The organism is Sphingopyxis sp. OPL5 (assembly GCF_003797775.2).
GTDB lineage: Bacteria > Pseudomonadota > Alphaproteobacteria > Sphingomonadales > Sphingomonadaceae > Sphingopyxis.
Window position 1 is genome coordinate 2,287,654 of sequence record NZ_CP060725.1, and the last position, 18,409, is coordinate 2,306,062.

At 68.5% G+C, this 18,409-nt stretch carries 12 protein-coding genes; 6 read left to right on the top strand and 6 right to left on the bottom strand.

The genetic code is table 11. The features are described from left to right. Genes EEB18_RS10965 through EEB18_RS10975 form a run of 3 tightly spaced genes read right to left on the bottom strand, consistent with a single transcriptional unit; the run spans position 1 to position 4,471 of the window. Positions 1–1,260 carry a tryptophan 7-halogenase gene (locus EEB18_RS10965; RefSeq protein WP_187139233.1) on the bottom strand — a complete coding sequence of 420 codons (1,260 nt, stop codon included), beginning with the start codon at positions 1,258–1,260 and terminating at the stop codon, positions 1–3. Then, on the bottom strand, positions 1,257–2,768 hold the full coding sequence (locus EEB18_RS10970) for a tryptophan halogenase family protein (protein ID WP_262408211.1): 1,512 nt from the start codon (positions 2,766–2,768) through the stop codon (positions 1,257–1,259). The genes EEB18_RS10965 and EEB18_RS10970 overlap by 4 nt, the downstream gene beginning before the upstream one ends. Next, positions 2,765–4,471 carry a glycoside hydrolase family 43 protein gene (locus EEB18_RS10975; RefSeq protein WP_262408212.1) on the bottom strand — a complete coding sequence of 569 codons (1,707 nt, stop codon included), beginning with the start codon at positions 4,469–4,471 and terminating at the stop codon, positions 2,765–2,767. Before EEB18_RS10975 ends, EEB18_RS10970 begins: the two co-directional genes overlap by 4 nt. A gap of 139 nt (positions 4,472–4,610) precedes the next feature. Here EEB18_RS10975 and EEB18_RS10980 point away from each other — a divergent pair, with 139 nt between their 5' ends. From EEB18_RS10980 to EEB18_RS11000, 5 genes are read left to right on the top strand one after another with little or no spacing between them, the layout of a single operon-like run. Beyond that, a complete protein-coding gene (locus EEB18_RS10980; RefSeq protein WP_187139232.1) occupies positions 4,611–5,750 on the top strand; it encodes a fumarylacetoacetate hydrolase family protein in 1,140 nt (379 codons plus the stop codon). Between the two features lie 16 nt (positions 5,751–5,766). Then, the gene (locus tag EEB18_RS10985) at positions 5,767–7,206 is read left to right on the top strand and encodes an aldehyde dehydrogenase family protein (protein WP_187139231.1); all 1,440 of its coding nucleotides are present in this window, start codon (positions 5,767–5,769) and stop codon (positions 7,204–7,206) included. A gap of 20 nt (positions 7,207–7,226) precedes the next feature. Next, positions 7,227–7,997: an SDR family NAD(P)-dependent oxidoreductase gene (locus tag EEB18_RS10990; protein WP_187139321.1), complete on the top strand. Its 771-nt coding sequence runs from the start codon at positions 7,227–7,229 to the stop codon at positions 7,995–7,997. Beyond that, positions 7,997–8,872, top strand: coding sequence for an SMP-30/gluconolactonase/LRE family protein (locus EEB18_RS10995; RefSeq protein ID WP_187139230.1), 876 nt, complete (start codon positions 7,997–7,999; stop codon positions 8,870–8,872). Before EEB18_RS10990 ends, EEB18_RS10995 begins: the two co-directional genes overlap by 1 nt. A gap of 35 nt (positions 8,873–8,907) precedes the next feature. Then, the gene (locus EEB18_RS11000; protein ID WP_187139320.1) at positions 8,908–10,782 is read left to right on the top strand and encodes a sialate O-acetylesterase; all 1,875 of its coding nucleotides are present in this window, start codon (positions 8,908–8,910) and stop codon (positions 10,780–10,782) included. Between the two features lie 7 nt (positions 10,783–10,789). Here EEB18_RS11000 and EEB18_RS11005 read toward each other — a convergent pair whose 3' ends face one another. From EEB18_RS11005 to EEB18_RS11015, 3 genes are all read right to left on the bottom strand, one after another. Next, a complete protein-coding gene (locus EEB18_RS11005) occupies positions 10,790–12,571 on the bottom strand; it encodes an IlvD/Edd family dehydratase (protein ID WP_187139229.1) in 1,782 nt (593 codons plus the stop codon). Beyond that, positions 12,568–13,668 (bottom strand): LacI family DNA-binding transcriptional regulator, encoded by a 1,101-nt coding sequence (locus EEB18_RS11010; protein ID WP_187139228.1) that lies wholly within the window; start codon positions 13,666–13,668, stop codon positions 12,568–12,570. Before EEB18_RS11010 ends, EEB18_RS11005 begins: the two co-directional genes overlap by 4 nt. A gap of 64 nt (positions 13,669–13,732) precedes the next feature. Next, on the bottom strand, positions 13,733–15,838 hold the full coding sequence (locus EEB18_RS11015) for an alpha-glucuronidase family glycosyl hydrolase (RefSeq protein WP_187139227.1): 2,106 nt from the start codon (positions 15,836–15,838) through the stop codon (positions 13,733–13,735). Between the two features lie 149 nt (positions 15,839–15,987). On the opposite strand from EEB18_RS11015, the gene EEB18_RS11020 reads away from it, so the two are divergent. After that, entirely contained in the window at positions 15,988–18,396 is a 2,409-nt protein-coding gene (locus EEB18_RS11020; protein ID WP_187139226.1) for a glycoside hydrolase family 3 N-terminal domain-containing protein, read from the top strand. The last annotated feature ends 13 nt before the right edge of the window (positions 18,397–18,409 follow it).

Consider the following 18,409-nt stretch of genomic DNA (forward strand, 5'->3'; position numbering starts at 1 on the left):
TCATTGGGGTGCCGCGCGGGCGATGGTCGTTCGGACGATGTCCTCGGACAGCGCCAGCGCGGTTGGGTCGATGCGGCGCGGCGGCGGGCGCAGCGCCATCAGGCGCGCGAGCCACTGGCCGGGGGCGATCGGGTCGAGTTCGGCGGCCGCGATGCGACCGCGCGCGTCGAACGCCGTCAGCATCGCGATCAGGCTGTCGGACCGCGCAGCGCCATCGGGGGCGAGGCACAGGCTGCTCCAGTTGCCGAGCGCATCCTGCGCGATGGCGGTCCGCCGGACATATTCGCGCGTGTCGCGGCCTTGGCCATCGGGGCGCGGCAGCAGCGCGATGACCCGCAGGATGTCCTCGAGCGCGTTGCCCAGCAGGCTGCCGTCGGCGACCGGGGCGCGGACCGCGGCCTCGCCGATCGCGACGGCATTGCCTTGCCAGCTTTGCACGAGACGACCGGGAGCGTCGCCGCCCGCCGCGATCGTCGCGCTCCATGGGCGGGTTTGCCAGTGCAGCGCGTCGGATGCCGTCGTCAGCACCTCCTCGCCGATCGCGCCGGCGCCTCCGGGCGCGACGGCAAGCGTCAGCGCCGGCAGCGATGGCGACCAGTCAAGCCAGCCAACACCCAGTGCGGACAGCAGGCGCGAGCGCGGACCGGCGGCGTCGATGTAAAGATCGGCGGTCAGCGTTTCGCCCGCCGGGGTGACGATGCCCTGGATGGCCTTGCCGCCGGTTTCGACCCGAATGCCGGCAGCGTCGCGCCGGACGATGTTCAGCGTCGCCGCCATGTCACCGAGCAAGGCGGCATAAGCGGCGGCATCGAAACGCGCGCCGAAACCGCCTTCGTCGCCGCGCGCGTCGCGCAGCGCGAGCAGCATCGCGGCGAAATCGGGGGTGGCGTCGGTGGTTTCGGCGCGGTGGCGGAGCCAGATCTGATGGAGCGCGACGCCTTCGACGAAGGGAATCGCGGTGGTGGCCGCCTCGCGAACCGCGGTGCCATCCGCCGCGACATAGCGTCGCAGATGAACCGGTTCGGCCTTGGCGCGCCGGGCGAACAGCCGGGGGTCGAGGCCGATCTGGCGGTGAAATTTGTGGATGACCGGGGTGGCCGCGCCGAGCCGGTCGATCCAGCCTCCCCGATCGGCCGGCAGCTGGACGAGCGTGACCGCCGCGCCCGGCAACGCCCGGCGCAGCGCGATCGCCGCCGCGAGACCGACGATACCGTCGCCGATGACCAGCACCGATCGGGTTTGGGCGTGCGCGCCGGTCATGCCGCCTCCCACGCCCCCGCCTGCCGCAGATATTCAGCGTGGTCGGGCCACGCCGCGACGCGGCTCCGGATCGCGCCGTCAAGGTCCGCCAGCGACTGCGCGATGCGGTTCTGCGGCGGGATGTCGGCGCGCTGGTCGTAACCGCGCGGCATCACCCCCTGGCCGAGGTACACCGCGACCCAGCTCGCCTCGAGGAACAGGCCCTCGGTATAGAGTTCGACCCGCCCGCTGTCTTTCCACAGCGCCATCTTGCGCTCGAGTTCGGGGGGCAGCGCCATCGTGCGGACATGGTTCCAGAAGTCCGAATCGTCGCGCCGCGTTGCATGATAATGGAGGATCAGGAAGTCGCGGATACGGTCATATTCGCGGTCGACCAGCGCGTTGAAACTGTCGCGATCGCACGCGTCGATCCGGCGCTGCGGAAACAGCTCGACCAGCCGTGTCACCGCCTGCTGGACGAGGTGGATACTCGTCGATTCGAGCGGCTCAAGGAAACCGCTGGCGAGCCCGATCGCGACGACGTTGCGATCCCAGCTTTTCGTCCGCCGCCCGGCGCGAAAGCGCAGCACGCGCGGGTCGGCGAGCGGCTCGCCCTCGACTGCGCCGAGGATCGCGGCGCAGGCCTCGTCCTCCGACACATGGTTGCTGGAAAAGACATAGCCATTGCCGACGCGATGCTGCAGCGGGATGCGCCAGCGCCAGCCGGCGGGCATCGCGGTCGCGCGCGTATAGGGTTCGATCGGACCGTCGGGCGCGGCGCAGGGCAGGGCGGCGGCGCGGTCGCACGGCAACCATTCGGACCAATCCTCCCACGGCGATTGCAGGGTTTCGCCGATCAGCAGCGCGCGAAAGCCCGAGCAGTCGATGAACAGGTCGCCTTCGATCACATCGCCGCGATCGGTGCGCAGCCGGGCGACATCGCCGCTTGCCGCGTCGCGTTCGACCGCGACGACCTTGCCCTCGGTGCGCCGGGTGCCATGCGCCTCGGCGAAGCGGCGCAGCATCGGCGCCATGCGGGTGGCGTCGAACTGATAGGCATAGCTGTAGCTGCTATCGAGGAGGTCGCCGCCCTCCGGGACCGGGGCGAAGCGTTTGCCGCGTGCCGCGACGATCGGCAGCGAGAAATCGCAGATCGGCGGGACCTGTCCCGCGGCCTGCATCCGCAGCCAATAATGGTGGAAACCGACCCCCGCTATGTCGGTGCCATAAGCCCCGAAGGGATGAATATAGCGCTCGCCGATCGCGCCGAAATCGACGAAGTCGATGCCGAGCTTGAAGGTCGCGCGGGTGGTGCGCATGAATTCCATCTCGTCGAGCCCGAGGCGGCGGATGAATTCGCGCAGATGCGGCAAGGTGGCTTCGCCGACCCCGACGATGCCGATTTCCTCGGACTCGATCAGCTGGATGTCGGCCTGTCCGGGCAGCAATTTGGCGAGCGCGGCGGCGGTCATCCAGCCGGCGGTGCCGCCGCCCAATATGACGACGCGGACGGGGGCGGGGGCGTTCAAGGCGCCGCGTCCGCGCGCGCGGCGTGCGGGCCGATCACCGCGCCGGTGAACAGGCCGGCACCGACGGTCGCGAGGATCGACGCGTCGACTCCGGTCGCCAGTTGCTGCCAGTCGGCGGCGCCGTGCACGCGCCACCGCAGGTCGGCCTTGTCGCGCCTGATGCGGACCTGCAGGTCGATCGCCCCCGGCACCTTGTCGGCGAGCGCGACGCGGCCCGTCACCACGCCGTCCGCCGGTTCGCCGTCGCCGGCGCGGCGGCGCACGACGATCGCGTCGCCGTCCGCCAGCCGCTCGCGGCCGAGGAAGAGGAAATGATTCTCGTCGGTGAGCGCGAGCAGCCCGGCACGGTCGCCGACCGCCTGCGGCGCGAACGCGACGCTGGTCTCGATCACCGCGTCATGGTGGCGCAATCTTTTGCCGACGAAACTCGGCTGGTCCAGCGATCCCGCGGCGACCGGCCGCGCGGTCAGGTGCAGCGCGCCGCGCTGGTCCGACAGGCTCCACCAGTTTCGCCCGCGCAGCGTGCGCAGCATCATCCAGTCGAGCGCCAGCCGGCTGTCGTCGAATTCGTCGCGCCAGTCGTCGAGGCTGTCGCCCGCGAACGCCGGCAGGGCGGGGCGCCTGGCGGTCGGCGGCACCGCCGCCCCCGGCGGCAATATCTCCGGCCAGCCGTCCTTCCATGCCACCGGCAACAGGAAGATCTCGCGCCCCAAATTGGTCTGTTGCCCCGCATAGGGGCGCGTCGCGAGGAACACCGCCCACCAGCTGCCATCGACGAGCTCGACGAAGTCGGCATGGCCGGTCGCCTGCACCGGCCACGCGCGGCCCTCGGGCAGGTCGCGCTGGGTCAGGATCGGATTGCGCGGACCCGCGACATAGGGTCCGGTCACCGTCTCGGCGCGGTAGATCGTCTGGCTGTGCCGGTCGGCGGTGCCGCCCTCGGCCGCGGTCAGATAATAGAAGCGCCCGACCTTGTAGATATGCGGCCCCTCGGCCCACACCGGCTTGTCGGCGGCGACGACGCCCTTGTCGACAAGCAGGGTGCGCGTCGCGGCCATCTTCATCGCGGCAAGGTCGATCTGCTGGATCCACAGCGCCCGGTGGCCATCATATTCGGGCGGTCCGGGCGGCGCATCATTATAGGCGATCCACGCGCGCCCGTCGTTATCGACGAACAGCGACGGGTCGATGCCGCCGAAATCCAGCCAGTGCGGATCGGACCAGGGCCCCGCCGGGTCGTCGGCGGTGATGATGAAATTGCCCCCGCAGTCGATGCAGGTGTTGACGATATAGAAACGGTCGCCGTGGTGGCTGATCGCCGGCGCGAACAGGCCGCGCGTCACCCCGACCTTGCCGATCGTCAGCTGGCCGGGCCGGTCGATCGCATTGCCGATCTGGCGCCAGTGGACGAGGTCGCGGCTGTGATAGACCGGCAGGCCTGGGAACCAGCTGAAGGTCGAATTGACCAAATAATAATCGTCGCCGACCCGGACGACCGACGGGTCAGGCTGGAACCCCGGGAGAACCGGATTGGCAAATTCTCCGGGTTTCAGGGCAGACGATTCGGCATCGGGCGTGCCCGAATAGGCGACATAGTCGAAGCGAGCGACCGGCGCGGCGGCACCCTGCGCGGCGACCGGTGCGGTCGCCAGCGCCAACACCAGCGCTGACGTCGGCCAAGCAATATTGCGCCAACCTGGCAACCCGTTCCTCCCGCCCCATACGTCCGGTCGGGTATCCCTCCCTCGCGGCGCATGATTTTCTATCGCCAACCTTGACACGATCCCCTAGAGCGTGATGGTAGCGCTATCACAACAATGGCTGCGGGGAGGTTTCAGGTCAATGGGTTTTGCGTTGAAGGCCGTTTTGCCGTCCGATTGGCGCGCCGCGCGCCTGCTCGGGCGAGTCGATTTTGGTGCGGGGCCGACCCCCGTGCTGATCGATGGCGGCACGCTCCATGACCTCACCCCCAGCGCTGCGACGGTATCGGCGGCGATCGCGCGGCGACAATGGCTGCCCGAACATGGCGAGCCGGTGTGCGAACTCGACGCGGACGCCCCGGCGCTGCCCGACGGCGCGACCTTGCTCAGTCCCATCGACCTGCAATGCATCAAGGCGGCGGGGGTGACCTTCGCCGTCTCGGCGATCGAGCGGGTGATCGAGGAGCGCGCGCGCGGCGACGCCTCGCAGGCGGCGACCATCCGCGCCGGGCTGGAGCAGCATGTCGGACAGGGCATAAGATCGGTCGTTCCCGGCTCGCCCGAGGCCGCGGCGCTCAAGGCGGCGCTGATCGCCGAGGGCATGTGGTCGCAATATCTGGAGGTCGCGATCGGCCCCGATGCCGAGGTCTTCACCAAGTCGGCGGTGCTCTCGTCGGTCGGTTATGGCGCCCCGATCGGCGTGCGGTCGGATTCGAGCTGGAACAATCCTGAACCCGAAATCGCGCTGATCATGGACGGCGCGGGTCAGGCGGTCGGCGCGACCTTGGGCAACGACGTGAATCTTCGCGATTTCGAGGGTCGCTCGGCGTTGCTGCTCGGCAAGGCGAAGGACAATAATGCCTCGGCCGCGCTCGGCCCCTTCATCCGCCTGTTCGACGACGGCTTCACCATCGACGATGTCCGGGGTGCTGAGGTCGACCTGCGGATCGAGGGCGCCGACGGCTATGTGCTGACCGGCCACAACCATATGGGGCAGATCAGCCGCGATCCGCTCGACCTCGCGGCGCAGGCGCGCAGCGAGCATCATTATCCCGACGGCTATGCGCTCTATCTCGGCACCTTGTTCGCGCCGACCCAGGATCGCGACGTCGTCGGCGGCGGTTTCACCCACAAGGTCGGCGACCGGGTGACGATCTCGGCCGAACGGCTGGGGACGCTGGAGAATATCGTCACCACATCGCGCGATGCCCCCGCCTGGACGCTGGGCATCGCGGCCCTGTTCCGCAATCTGGCGAGCCGCGGGCTCATCGATCGCATCTGAAGGATCCGACTGCACAATGACTTTGAAGCTTGGCCATTTGATAAACGGCGAACGCATCGGCGCCGACAGCGCCGCGCTGGAAAGCCTGAACCCGTCGAACACCGACGAGGTCGTGGCGCTGTTCCCGGCCGGTGACACGGCTGCGGTCGATGCCGCGGTCGCCGCCGCGCGGGCCGCGCAGCCGGGCTGGGCCAACGCCTCGCCCGAAGTGCGCGCCGACCTGCTCGACAAGGTCGCAGCGACGATCTTGGCGCGCGCCGCCGAGCTTGGCGAACTGCTCGCGCGCGAGGAGGGGAAAACCCGTGCCGAGGGCATGGGCGAAGTGATGCGCGCCGCGCGCATCTTCCGCTATTTCGGCGGCGAGGCGCTGCGCCGCCATGGCCAGACGCTCGAATCGACGCGCCCCGGCCTCGACGTCGCGACCTATCGCGAGGCGGTCGGCGTGTACGGCCTGATCACCCCGTGGAATTTCCCGATCGCCATTCCCGCTTGGAAATCCGCCCCCGCACTCGCCTTCGGCAATGCGGTGGTGATGAAGCCCGCCAATGTCACCCCGGCGACCGCGAGCGCGCTCGCCGACATCATCGTCGAATGCGGTGCGCCGCCGGGGGTGTTCAACCTCGTCCTCGGCCAGGGCCAGGTCGGCGCCGCGATCGCCGACCATGGCGGCATCGATGCCATCTCCTTCACCGGCTCGCAGGGCGTGGGGGCAAAGGTCGGCATGGCCGCGATGGCGCGGCAGGCGCGGGTGCAGCTGGAGATGGGCGGCAAGAATCCGCTCGTCATCCTCGCCGATGCCGATCTCGACAAGGCGGTGGGAATCGCGCTCGACGGCGGCTTCTTCCAGACCGGCCAGCGCTGCACCGCCTCGTCGCGGGTGATCGTCGAGGATGCGATCCACGACCGTTTCGTTGCCGCACTGGCGGAAAAGGCCAAAGGGCTGCGCGTCGGCGCGGCGCTCGACCCCGAAACGCAGGTCGGCCCCGCAGCGAGCGAAGCGCAGTTCGAGCAGAATCTGCGCTATGCGAAGATCGCCGTCGATGAAGGCGGGCGCTGTGTCACCGGCGGCGGCGAAGTGAAGGGCGCGACGCCCGGCTATTATATGGCGCCGACGCTGATCGCCGACACCGATCCCGATATGCGGATCAACAACGAAGAGGTGTTCGGCCCGGTGGTCTCGACGGTGCGGGTCAAGGACTATGACGCCGCGCTCGAACTCGCCAACGCCGGCGAATTCGGGCTGTCGTCGGGCATCGTCACCAACAGCCAGAAACACGCCCGCCATTTTCGCAAACATGTCCGCGCCGGCATGGTGATGGTCAATCTGCCGACCGCCGGGGTCGATTATCACGTCCCCTTCGGCGGCACGCGAAAATCGAGCTATGGTGCGCGCGAACAGGGCTTTGCTGCGGTCGAATTCTACACCCAGATCAAAACGGTCTACACGGGGGATTGAGCGTGCTGACTCGGGCGACCATGATCGACAAATCGGCGGCGAAATATCCCAGCCTCGCCGGCAAGCGCGTGCTGGTGACCGGCGGCGCGACCGGGATCGGCGAAGCGCTGGTGACCGGCTTTGCGAAACAGGGCGCGCATGTCGCCTTCCTCGACATGCAGGGTGACGCGGGCGCGGCGCTGGTCGAACGGCTGTCGGGCGCGGTCGCGGTGGCGCCGCGCTTCGCGCTGTGCGACCTCACCGACCTTTCCAGCCTCGACCGGACCGTCGCGGCGCTGCGCGCCGACGTCGGCGACTTCGACATATTGCTCAACAATGCGGCGAGCGACGATCGTCACGCGATCGGCGATGTAACCCCCGCCTATTGGGACGAAAGGATCGCGGTCAATCTGCGCCACCTGTTCTTCGCGGCGCAGGCGGTGATCCCGGGGATGAAGGCCGCCGGCGGCGGGTCGATCGTCAATTTCGGGTCGATCAGCTGGCACCTCGCGCTGCCCGACCTCGTCCTCTACCAGACCGCCAAGGCCGCGATCGAGGGGATGACGCGGTCGATGGCGCGCGAACTCGGCGCCGACAATATCCGCGTCAACACGATCATCCCCGGCAATGTCGAAACCCCGCGCCAGGCGCAATGGTACACGCCTGAGGGCGAGGCCGAGATCATCGCGGCGCAATGTCTGAAGGCGCGCATCCAGCCTGCCGATATCGCGGCGATGGCGCTGTTCCTCGCCTCCGACGACGCGCGCATGTGCACCGGCCACGACTATTGGGTCGACGCGGGCTGGCGCTGATGGCGACGACGCCCGAACCGGTCGCCTTTCCCTCGACGTCGCTGGGCGAGGGGCCGGTGTGGGACGCCGCGCGGCAGCGCCTGTGGTTCGTCGATATCAAGCTGCGCCGGCTTTTCCGGTTCGATCCCGCGTCGTCGACGCTCGACCAATGGGACGCGCCGGGCGAAATCGGCTGGGCGCTGCCGGCCGACGACGGGCGCCTGCTCTGCGGATTGCAGGATGGGCTCCACTGGTTTGACCCGGCGCGCGGCGCATTCGCCGCATGGCTGGCGGTCGAGGCGGATAGGCCCGGAAACAGGCTCAACGACGCGTGCACCGATCGCGACGGCGCGGTCTGGTTCGGGTCGATGGACAACGCGTGCGTTGCCGAAACCGGCAGCTTCTATCGACTGGCGGCGGGGCAGGTCGAGCAAGCCGGGCCGAGCAAGGTCGCGATCACCAACGGCCCCGCCATCGCGCCCGACGGTGCGACGATCTATTTCACCGACACGATGGCCGGGAAAATCTGGGCCGCGACGATCGGGCCGGACGGGATGCCCGGCGCGCTGCGACCCTTTGTGACCTTCAGCGGCGATATGGGTCACCCCGACGGATCGATCACCGACGCCGCGGGCAATCTCTGGGTTGGCTGCTACGCCGGCTGGGCGGCGCGCTGTTTCAACCCGGCGGGCGAGGAGATTGCGAAGGTTGATTTCCCGACCGCCAACATCACCAAGCTCGCCTTTGGCGGCGCCGGCCTCGCGACGCTCTATGCGACCTCGGCGCATCAGGAAATGATCGACGCCGACCGCGCCGCGCAGCCGCTCGCGGGCGCCTTGTTCGCATTCCGTCCAAAGGTCGGTGGCCATCCGCTACCGCTGGTGCGCGCGTCGTGATCGGCCGCGCGCTGATCGCTTTGGTCGCGGCCTTCGTGGCTTTTCCTTCAGCGGCACAAGTCGCGCTGGCGCCCGCTTTTGCCGACCACGCCGTGATCCAGCGCGGCCAGCCGATCCCGGTCGCAGGCACCGCGGCGCCGGGCGAAAAGCTGACCGTCGAACTGGCCGGTAACAGGGCAACCGCGACCGCCGACCGCGACGGGGCGTGGCAGGCGCGCCTGGCTGCGCTTTCGGCGGGTGGCCCCTATGATCTAACCGTTCTCGGCGGCGACGGACGCGCGGTCGCGACGGCGAAAGACGTCATGCTCGGCGATGTCTGGCTCTGTTCGGGCCAGTCGAACATGGAATTGCCGGTGCGCCGCGCGCTCGATTTCGACAACCAGGCGGGCGGTTTTGCCGACCCCGGCCTGCGGCTGCTGACGGTCGAAAAGGCGACGGCGACGGTGCCGCAAACCCGCTTTTCCGCCGCGCCGTCGTGGCTGCCGGCGTCGGCCGACAGCGTCCCCGATTTTTCCGCCGCCTGTTACTATATGGCGCGTGACCTGCGCGCGGCGCGTGGGGTCGCGATCGGCGCGATCGACGCGACCTGGGGCGGCACGCAGATCCGGGCATGGCTGACCCCCGCTGCGACGCGCACCATCTATGGCGAGAGCGAGGCCGACCTGCTCGCGCTCTTTACCCGCGATCCGCTTGCGGCGAACCAGGCGTTTTTTCCGCGCTGGGCCGACTGGTGGCGAAAACTCAGCGGCGATGCGGCGGGGAACGAACCGTGGAACAAGCCCGACCGCCTGACATGGACGGCCTTTCCCGCGATGTCCTATTGGGACGAGTGGAAGGGGACCGACTTCAAGGCCTTCAACGGTTATGTGTGGGCGCGGCGCAGCGTCACGCTGACCGCCGGGCAGGCCGCCCAGGGCGCGACGCTCTCGCTCGGGGTGATCGACGACAGCGACGAGACTTTCGTCAACGGCAAAGTGGTCGCCAATACATTCAGCTGGTCCGACGCGCGCCATTATGCCGTTCCCGCCGGCCACTGGCGCGCGGGCGTCAACGAGATCGTCGTGTTGGTCGGCGACAGCTGGGGCAATGGCGGGTTCCGGGGGCCCGCCGACGCGCTGGAACTGCGCTTCGCCGATGGCAGCACCATCCCGCTCGGCGAGGGCTGGTCCTACGCGATCGCCACGACGCAGGCCGGCGGCGCTCCGCGCCCGCCTTGGGACCAGATCGCCGGGCTGGGCCTGATCCACAATGCGATGGTCGCGCCGCTCGGCCCGATCCGCCTCGACGGCATCGCCTGGTATCAGGGCGAGGCCGATGTCGGCATGCCGAAATATGACGCGCGCCTCGCCGCGTTGATCGGCGGCTGGCGCCGGCAGTTCGGCCGGACCGACTTGCCGGTGCTGGTCGTCGGCCTCGCCAATTTCGGCGCGCCGGCGGTGAAACCGGTCGAGAGCGGGTGGGCGCTGCTCCGCGACGAACAGCGCCGCGCCGCCGACACGATATCGGGCGTGACGCTGGTCCCGGCGCTCGACCTCGGCGAGCGGCTCGACATCCATCCCGCGAACAAGATCGAGCTCGGCCACCGCCTCGCGCGCGCTGCTGAGGGCAAGCCGCTGCCCCGCGTCGCCGGCGCAGCGAGGCAGGGCGATACGATCGTCGTGCGGTTCGACAGGGTGACCGGGGCGCTCGCAAGCTGGAGCAGCGACCGGGCGATCGGCTTCGAACTCTGCGACGACGCCGCGGGCAGCTGCCGTTTCGCCGCCGCCGTTGCCGACGGCGCGACGGCGCGGATCGCCGCCGACGGCCAGCCGGCGACGCGCGTTCGCTATGCCTGGGCCGATACGCCGATCGTCAACCTGTTCGACGGCGCGAACCTGCCCGTCACCAGCTTCGAGATCCCGATCCGCTGACCGCGTCTCAGTGATTGTGGCGCGGCAGCGTCTTTGACGTCTGGCGATATTTGAGCGCGAATTCCATCACCCCGCCCTCGCCAAGCTGGCCGGTCTTTTCGCGGAACAGCTCTTCCCACGGCGTATTGCTCGGCGGGATGTCGGGCAGACCGTCGGCCTTGCGCCGTTCGATCTCGTCGGCGTCGACCAGCATGTCGCAGGTGCCGGCGTTCAGATCGACCCGGATCATATCGCCATCGCGCAGCCACGCCAGCCCGCCCCCCGCCGCGCTTTCGGGCGAGGCGTTGAGGATCGACGGGCTGTCTGACGTTCCCGACTGGCGCCCGTCGCCCAAGGTGGGAAGCCATAATATGCCGCGCTGGATCAGCGCGTCGGGCGGTTGCATGTTGACCACCTCGGCCGACCCCGGCCAGCCGAGGATGCCCGACGAGCGCATCACCAGGATGCAATGTTCGTCGATGGCGAGCGCCGGGTCGTTGATCCGGTGATGATAGTCGTCCGACCCGTCGAACACGATTGCGCGCGCCTCGAAAATCCCTTCGGCGCCCGGGCGCGACAGATAGCGGGTGCGAAATTCGTCCGAGATCACCGACGTCTTCATCACCGCGAAATCGAACAGATTGCCCTTCAGGGTCAGGAATCCCGCCTTTGCCTGCAACGGATCGGCGAAGGGGCGGATCATTTCACGGTCGTCGCTTTCGTGCCCCGCCAGATTGTCGGCGATGCTGCGCCCCGTCACCGTCAGACAATCGCCGATCAGCTTGCCGGCGTTCAGCAATTCCCACATCGCCGCGGGGACCCCGCCGGCGCGGTGGAAGCGCTCGCCCAGATATTGCCCCGCCGGCTGCATGTTGACGAGCAGCGGCAGGTCGTAACCATGGTCGGTCCAGACCGCGGGCTCCAGCTCGACCCCGGCGTGCCGCGCCATCGCGACGATATGCGGCTGGGCATTGCTCGACCCGCCGCACACGCTCACCGTGGCGATCGCGTTCAAAAAGGCGTCGCGGGTGAGGATGCGCGACGGGCGCAGATCCTCATGCACCATTTCGACGATCCGCCGCCCGGTGCGATAGGCATATTGGCCGCGCTCGCGGTAGGGGGCGGGGATCGCGGCGCAGCCGGTGAGCGACAGCCCCAGCGCCTCGGCGACCGCGTTCATCGTCGATGCGGTGCCCATCGAATTGCAATGGCCGAGCGACGGCGCGCTCGACGTCGCGCGGTCGAGGAATTCGGCCTCGTCGATCAGCCCCGCCGACAGCGCGCGGCGGCTGCGCCAGATCACCGTCCCCGACCCGACCAGTTCGCCGTCGTGCCAGCCGTCGAGCATCGGCCCGCCCGACAGCACGATCGCCGGGATGTCGACCGTGGTCGCCGCCATCACCTGCGACGGCGTCGTCTTGTCGCAGCCGGTGGTGAGCACGACGGCATCGAGCGGATAGCCGTTCAAAATCTCGACGAGCCCAAGATAGGCGAGGTTGCGGTCGAGCGCCGCGGTCGGGCGGCGGCAATTCTCGAAGATCGGGTGGACCGGAAACTCGATCGGAATCCCGCCCGCATCGCGAATGCCGTCGCGAACCCGTTTCGCCAGATCGACATGGACGCGGTTGCACGGGGACAGGTCGCTGCCCGATTGCGCGATGCCGATGATCGGCTTGCCCGACTGCAATTCCTCGGGCGTCGTGCCGTAGTTCATGAAGCGCTCGAGATAGAGCGCGGTCATGTCCCAGCGGTCGGGGTTGTCGAACCAGTCGCGCGACCGCAGTCTGGGGGGCTGGCCCGGCGCCGTCACCGCCGCTCCACACCCTTTGCCGCGCGCGTCGCGAGGCTCGGCGCCGCGTCGGATTCGCGGCGGATCAACGCATAGGGCAGGGTCATCTGCTGCTCCTCGGCGCGCTCGCCCGCCTTGCGCGCGCGCATGATCGTGGCGATCGCCGCGACCGCCCAGGCGGTCATCTCGCGGATCGGCTGGCGGATCGTCGTCAGTTCGGGCCAGATCGTGCTCGCCATCGCGGTGTCGTCGAAGCCGCAGACGGTGATGTCGTTCGGCACGTCGAGGTGGCGCCGGTGCGCGACCGCGACGGTCGCCGCCGCCATATCGTCGTTCGAGGCGAAAATCGCCGTCGGTCGCGGGTCGACCGCGAGCAGCCGTTCGGCGCCGTCCATCCCCGACCGATAGCTGAAACGCCCCTGCACGATCAATTCGTCGAGGACGGCGAGTCCGGCGTCGGTCATCGCGGCGCGATATCCGTTCAAGCGGCGACCGCTGGCGACCTGTTCGGGATTGCCGATGATGAAACCGATGCGTTCATGCCCCAGGTCGATGATATGCTTGGTCATGTCGTACGCGGCCTGGAAATCGTCGATCATCACCGCGCCGTGCGACCCCGTCGCCTTGCCCGGTCCGACCGCGATCGCGATCGCATCGAGTTCGCTGACCAGGTCGAGCACGCTCTGGTCGTCGCACAAAGGCGGCGGCAGGATGAACCCCTTGATGCCGCCCTGCGTCAGGTTGCGCATCAGCGCCTGCGCGTCGGCCACATCGAGGCAGCTTTGCACGATCAGGTGGATATCGCTGCGCGTCGCTTCTTCGAGCGCCCCCATCAGAAATTCGCTGAGATACGACGCCGACGGATTGTCGAAGAGCAGCGCGATCCGCAATTGCTCGCCGCCGGCGAGGCTGCGCGCGGCGCGGTTCGGCATGTAACGCAGCGCGGCGATCGCCTCCATCACTTGGCTACGCGTCGCGGCGCGGACGTTGGAATCGCCGTTGATCACGCGGCTCACCGTCATCGGCGAACAGCCCGCGGCGGCGGCGACGTCGGAAATGGTCGGGGCCTTGCCCTGGCGGCGGCCCTGACGGGGCATGGTAGCGCTCTTTTGGCTCATGCCAGCGTCCCTAAATCTTCTTTTCCGCCCGCGCTAGGCGAATATCGGGCGGGGTGCGGCGCGCTCATATGCCGGGCGCCTCGGGGAAGCGTTGGGCGCGGTACCAATCGAGCGAATGCGCCGGCGCGGCATGGCCCGCGGGCAGCGGACGCTTCGACAGCGACTGGAAATAGGCGATTGAGGCGTCGCGCCACCAGCGCGCCTCGGCCTGCTGGACCGCGAGCAGTGCGGCGACCTCGCCATGGCGCCGCGCGTCGACCTGTCCGCGGAGGCCGTCCCACCGCGCCGCCATGGCGTCGACCCCGGCGACGCCGCGGTCATAGCGCGTGACGAGTTCGTCCCATACCGTCCGCCCGGTGCTCAGCCGGTCGTCCCAGCGCTTGCGGTGAAACCAGAGCAACCAGGGCAGGGCAGGGTCGCGCTGATCGGCGTAGTGCTTCGCCAGCGGGGCGCGATATTGGGCGAGCGCGTTGCTGCCGGTCGCGGTGCGATCGAACCCGATCCCCTCGGCATCGGCGCGGTGGTAATAGACCGGGTTCCAGTCGGGGCGGGCCAGATCGTCGACCCACGGCGCGGGTCCATAATGATGGTCGCTGCCCATCAGATGCGCGAGGCCGAGCGGGGTCATATAATCGACCAGTGTCTGTCGGCTCGGCATCATCATCGCCGCGACGGCGTCGACCAGCGGCGGGTCGGGGGCGAAAGTCTGCGCCGCCCATTCGCGGGCGATGGCGTCGGACGACAGGGCAGAGTTCCATGCCAGCCGGCCAAAGGCATACCAGTTCGCCTGGTCGAAATGCGATCCGCTCCAGTTGCGATCGGCGCCGATATTGGCGACCCCTGCGATCAGGCTGGTCGGACCGCCGGCCACGACCTCGGCGAGCGTCGCGCGCCCGTCCTTGCCCAACCCGCCGGTATCGAGCGCTTCCTCGAACAGCGGCGCCAGATAGGCGAGGTGGGTCGAGAAGCCGAGATATTCCTTGGTGATCTGCAGCTCGAGCCCAAGCTGCGTGTGCGGCATCGCGCCGAACAACGGACTCACCGGCTCGCGCGGCTGGAAATCGAGCGGGCCGTTCTTGACCTGCACGACGACATTGGCGTCGAATTGCCCGTCGAGCGGCTGGAACGCGTTGTAGGCCTGCATCGTGCGTTCGACCGCCGGGTCGGGATCGTAGACGAAGGCGCGCCAGATCACGACGCCGCGCTGGCCCACCGCGCGCGCCAGCATATTGGCGCCGTCGGCGTGGGTGCGGCCATAATCCTGCGGCCCCGGCTGACCTTCGCTGTTGGCCTTGACCAGAAAGCCGCCGAAATCGGGGATGGCGGCATAAATCTCGTCGGCCTTCGCCCGCCACCAGCGCTGGACGTCGGGGTCGAGCGGGTCGGCGGTGGCCAGCCCGCCCAGATCGCGCGGCGCCGAAAAGCGCGCCGACAGGAAGACGCGGATGCCATAGGGGCGCAGCGTATCGGCGAGCGCCGCGGTCTTGGCGATGAAGCGCGGGGTCAGGAAGGTCGCGGGCGCGTTGACATTGTTCACCGCGACGGCGTTGATCCCGATCGAGGCATTGGCGCGCGCATAGTCGGTCAGCCGCGGATCGACATACCCCGGCAGGCGCCACCATTGAAAGATCGAGCGCCCCGCATAGCCGCGCTCGACGCTGCCATCGACATTGTCCCAATGGTCGAGCATGCGGATCGCGACGCGCGGGGCGTCGGCTTGCGGCAGCTCGGCGAGCGGGGCCTGTTGCTGGATTTGGCGGAGCAGCGCGAAGCTGCCGTAGAGCAGGCCGATGTCGTCGCGGGCCGAAATGATGACGCGGCCACCGTTCAGGCGGTCGATACGGAACGCGCCGGGGAGAGCGGGGGCTTTTCCGGCGGCTTCCGGCAACGCTTCGGCGCATGGGCGATCGACGCGACATAACAACAGGCCGGCCCCGTTGTCGGCGATCGGAAGCGGCCGGTCGAGCCACACCGCGAAGGCGCGGCGGAGTTCGCCCGTTGCCGCATCGATCGTCATGCTGGACGGGGCATCGACCATCAATGTCGGCGCGACGGCGGCGAGCTCGTCGGTATAGGACGGGCTGAGCGGGCGATAGCGCAGCCACAGCTCATAGCCGTCCTCGGCCTGCGCCGGGGCGACGCATGAAAGAAGGGCGATCGCCCCTGCCATGATGGCTGCGATGACCCGCGTTGCCCTGATCCCGTCCTCCCCCAAAGCGTTCGCCATGACTTGACAGCCCGGGGCGCTTTCTTTCATGGTAGCGCTAACATAAGCGCGGGGAATCGATCTGCGCAAGAAAAATCGGGAGAGACACGATCATGCGCATGACTTTGGCGGCCGCGCTGTTGGCCACGACAATGACGCTGCCGATGGCACAGGTCATGGGCCAGCAGACCGCCCCGGCATCGGCCGCCTCGACCGCCAGGCCTCCCGCCAACGCCCCGTATCGCGACGCCAGCTTGCCCGTCGATGCGCGCGTCGCCGACCTGCTCGCGCGGATGACGCTCGAGGAAAAGGTCGGGCAGATCATCACCCTGTGGGACAGCAAGGCCGAGGTGCAGGACGCCGACACGACGTGGAACCCGGCAAAGGCGTCGCGGAAATATCCCGACGGCCTCGGCCAGATCGCCCGCCCGTCGGATCGCAGCGGGCCGAGCAGCCCGCGCACCAACAAACTGCGCTCGATTCCCGAAAGCGTCGACTATGTGAATGCGGTCCAGACCTGGGCGACCAAGAATACGCGGCTCGGCATCCCGGTGCTGTTCCACGAAGAGGCGCTCCACGGCCTCGCGGCGCGCGACGCGACCAGCTTTCCCCAGTCGATCGCCATGGCCTCGACCTGGGACCCCGATTTGATCCGCGACGTCAACAGCGTCATCGCGCGCGAGGTCCGCGCGCGCGGCGTTCCGTTCGTGCTGTCGCCGGTCGTCGACGTCGCGCGCGACCCGCGCTGGGGACGGATCGAGGAGACCTTTGGCGAGGATCCCTATCTGGTCAGCGAAATGGGGGTCGCGGCGGTCGAGGGGCTGCAGGGCAAGGGCGGCCCCGGGCCGCTCGCGCCGGGCAAGGTGTTCGCGACGCTCAAGCATATGACCGGCCATGGCCAGCCCGAAAGCGGTACCAACGTCGGCCCCGCGCCGATCGCCGAACGCACGCTGCGCGAGGACTTTTTTCCCCCGTTCGAGGCGGTGGTCAAGCGCACCGGGATCGAGGCGGTGATGGCGAGCTATAACGAGATCGACGGCATCCCCAGCCACGTCAATAAATGGCTGCTCGGCGATGTGCTGCGCGGCGAATGGGGGTTCGAGGGCGCGGTGGTCAGCGACTATTATGCGATCGACGATCTGGTCAAGCTGCACAAGATCGCGGTCGACCTGCCCGATGCCGCGCGCCAGGCGCTCGCCGCCGGGGTCGACAGCGACCTGCCCAACGGCGCGGCGTACACGACGCTCGTCGACTCGGTGCGCGCGGGCAAGGTCAAGGAGGCCGACATCGACGCCGCGGTGACGCGGATGCTGCGGATCAAATTCCTCGCCGGATTGTTCGAAAATCCGTTCGCGACGATGAAGGCGACTGCGGTCACCAACGATGCCGAGGCGATCGCGCTGGCGCGGCGCACCGCCGACAAGTCGCTGGTGCTGCTGAAGAATGACGGAGTCCTTCCGCTCGCCCTGCCGACGGCGGGCGCAGCCGCCAGGCCGACCATCGCGGTCATAGGTCCCAATGCCGCGGTGGCACGGCTCGGCGGCTATTACGGCATCCCGCCCAAGACGGTCTCGCCGCTCGACGGCATCAAGGCGCTCGTCGGCGACAAGGCGACGATCGTCTACAACGAAGGCGTCAAGATCACCGAGAATGACGATTGGTGGGCTGACGAGGTCAAGCTCGCCGATCCCGCCGCCAACCGCCAGCGCATCGCCGCGGCGGTCGAGGCGGCGCGCGGCGCCGACCATATATTGCTGTTCATCGGCGACACCGAACAGACCAGCCGTGAAGGCTGGGCCGACAGCCATCTCGGCGACCGGTCGGACATCGACATCGTTGGCGAGCAGGAGCTATTGCTCGATGCGCTGAAGGCGCTCGGCAAGCCGGTGATCGTCGTCCTCGTCAACGGGCGCCCGCCCTCCTATCCCGGCGTTGTCGCCAAGGCCGATGCGATCCTCGAAACCTGGTACGGCGGCGAGCAGCAGGGGCATGCGATCGCCGATGCGCTGTTCGGGCGTAGCAATCCCGGCGGCAAATTGCCGGTGACGGTCGCGCGCAACGTCGGTCAGCTGCCCTTTTTCTACAACCACAAGCCGACTGCGCGGCGCGGCTATCTGTTCGACGACAAGGCGCCGCTGTTCCCGTTCGGCTATGGCCTCAGCTACACCAAATTCACCATCGGCGCGCCGCGCCTGTCGGCCCCGTCGATCGCCGCGGGCCAGCCGGTGACGGTCACCGTCGACGTCGCCAACAGCGGCGCGCGCGCCGGCGACGAGGTGGTGCAGGTCTATGTCCGCGACAGCATCAGCTCGGTCACAAGGCCGGTCAAGGAACTCAAGGGCTTCCAGCGCGTCACGCTGAAGCCGGGCGAGACGAAGGCGGTGGCGATCACGCTGCCGCCCGCGGCGTTCCAGATGTGGAACGGTGCCATGAAGCGGGTGATCGAACCCGGCGATTTCGAGATCATGGTCGGCCCCAATTCGGCCGAGGTACAGAGCGTCAAGCTGGTGGTGACGCCGTGATCGATGCGGCGTT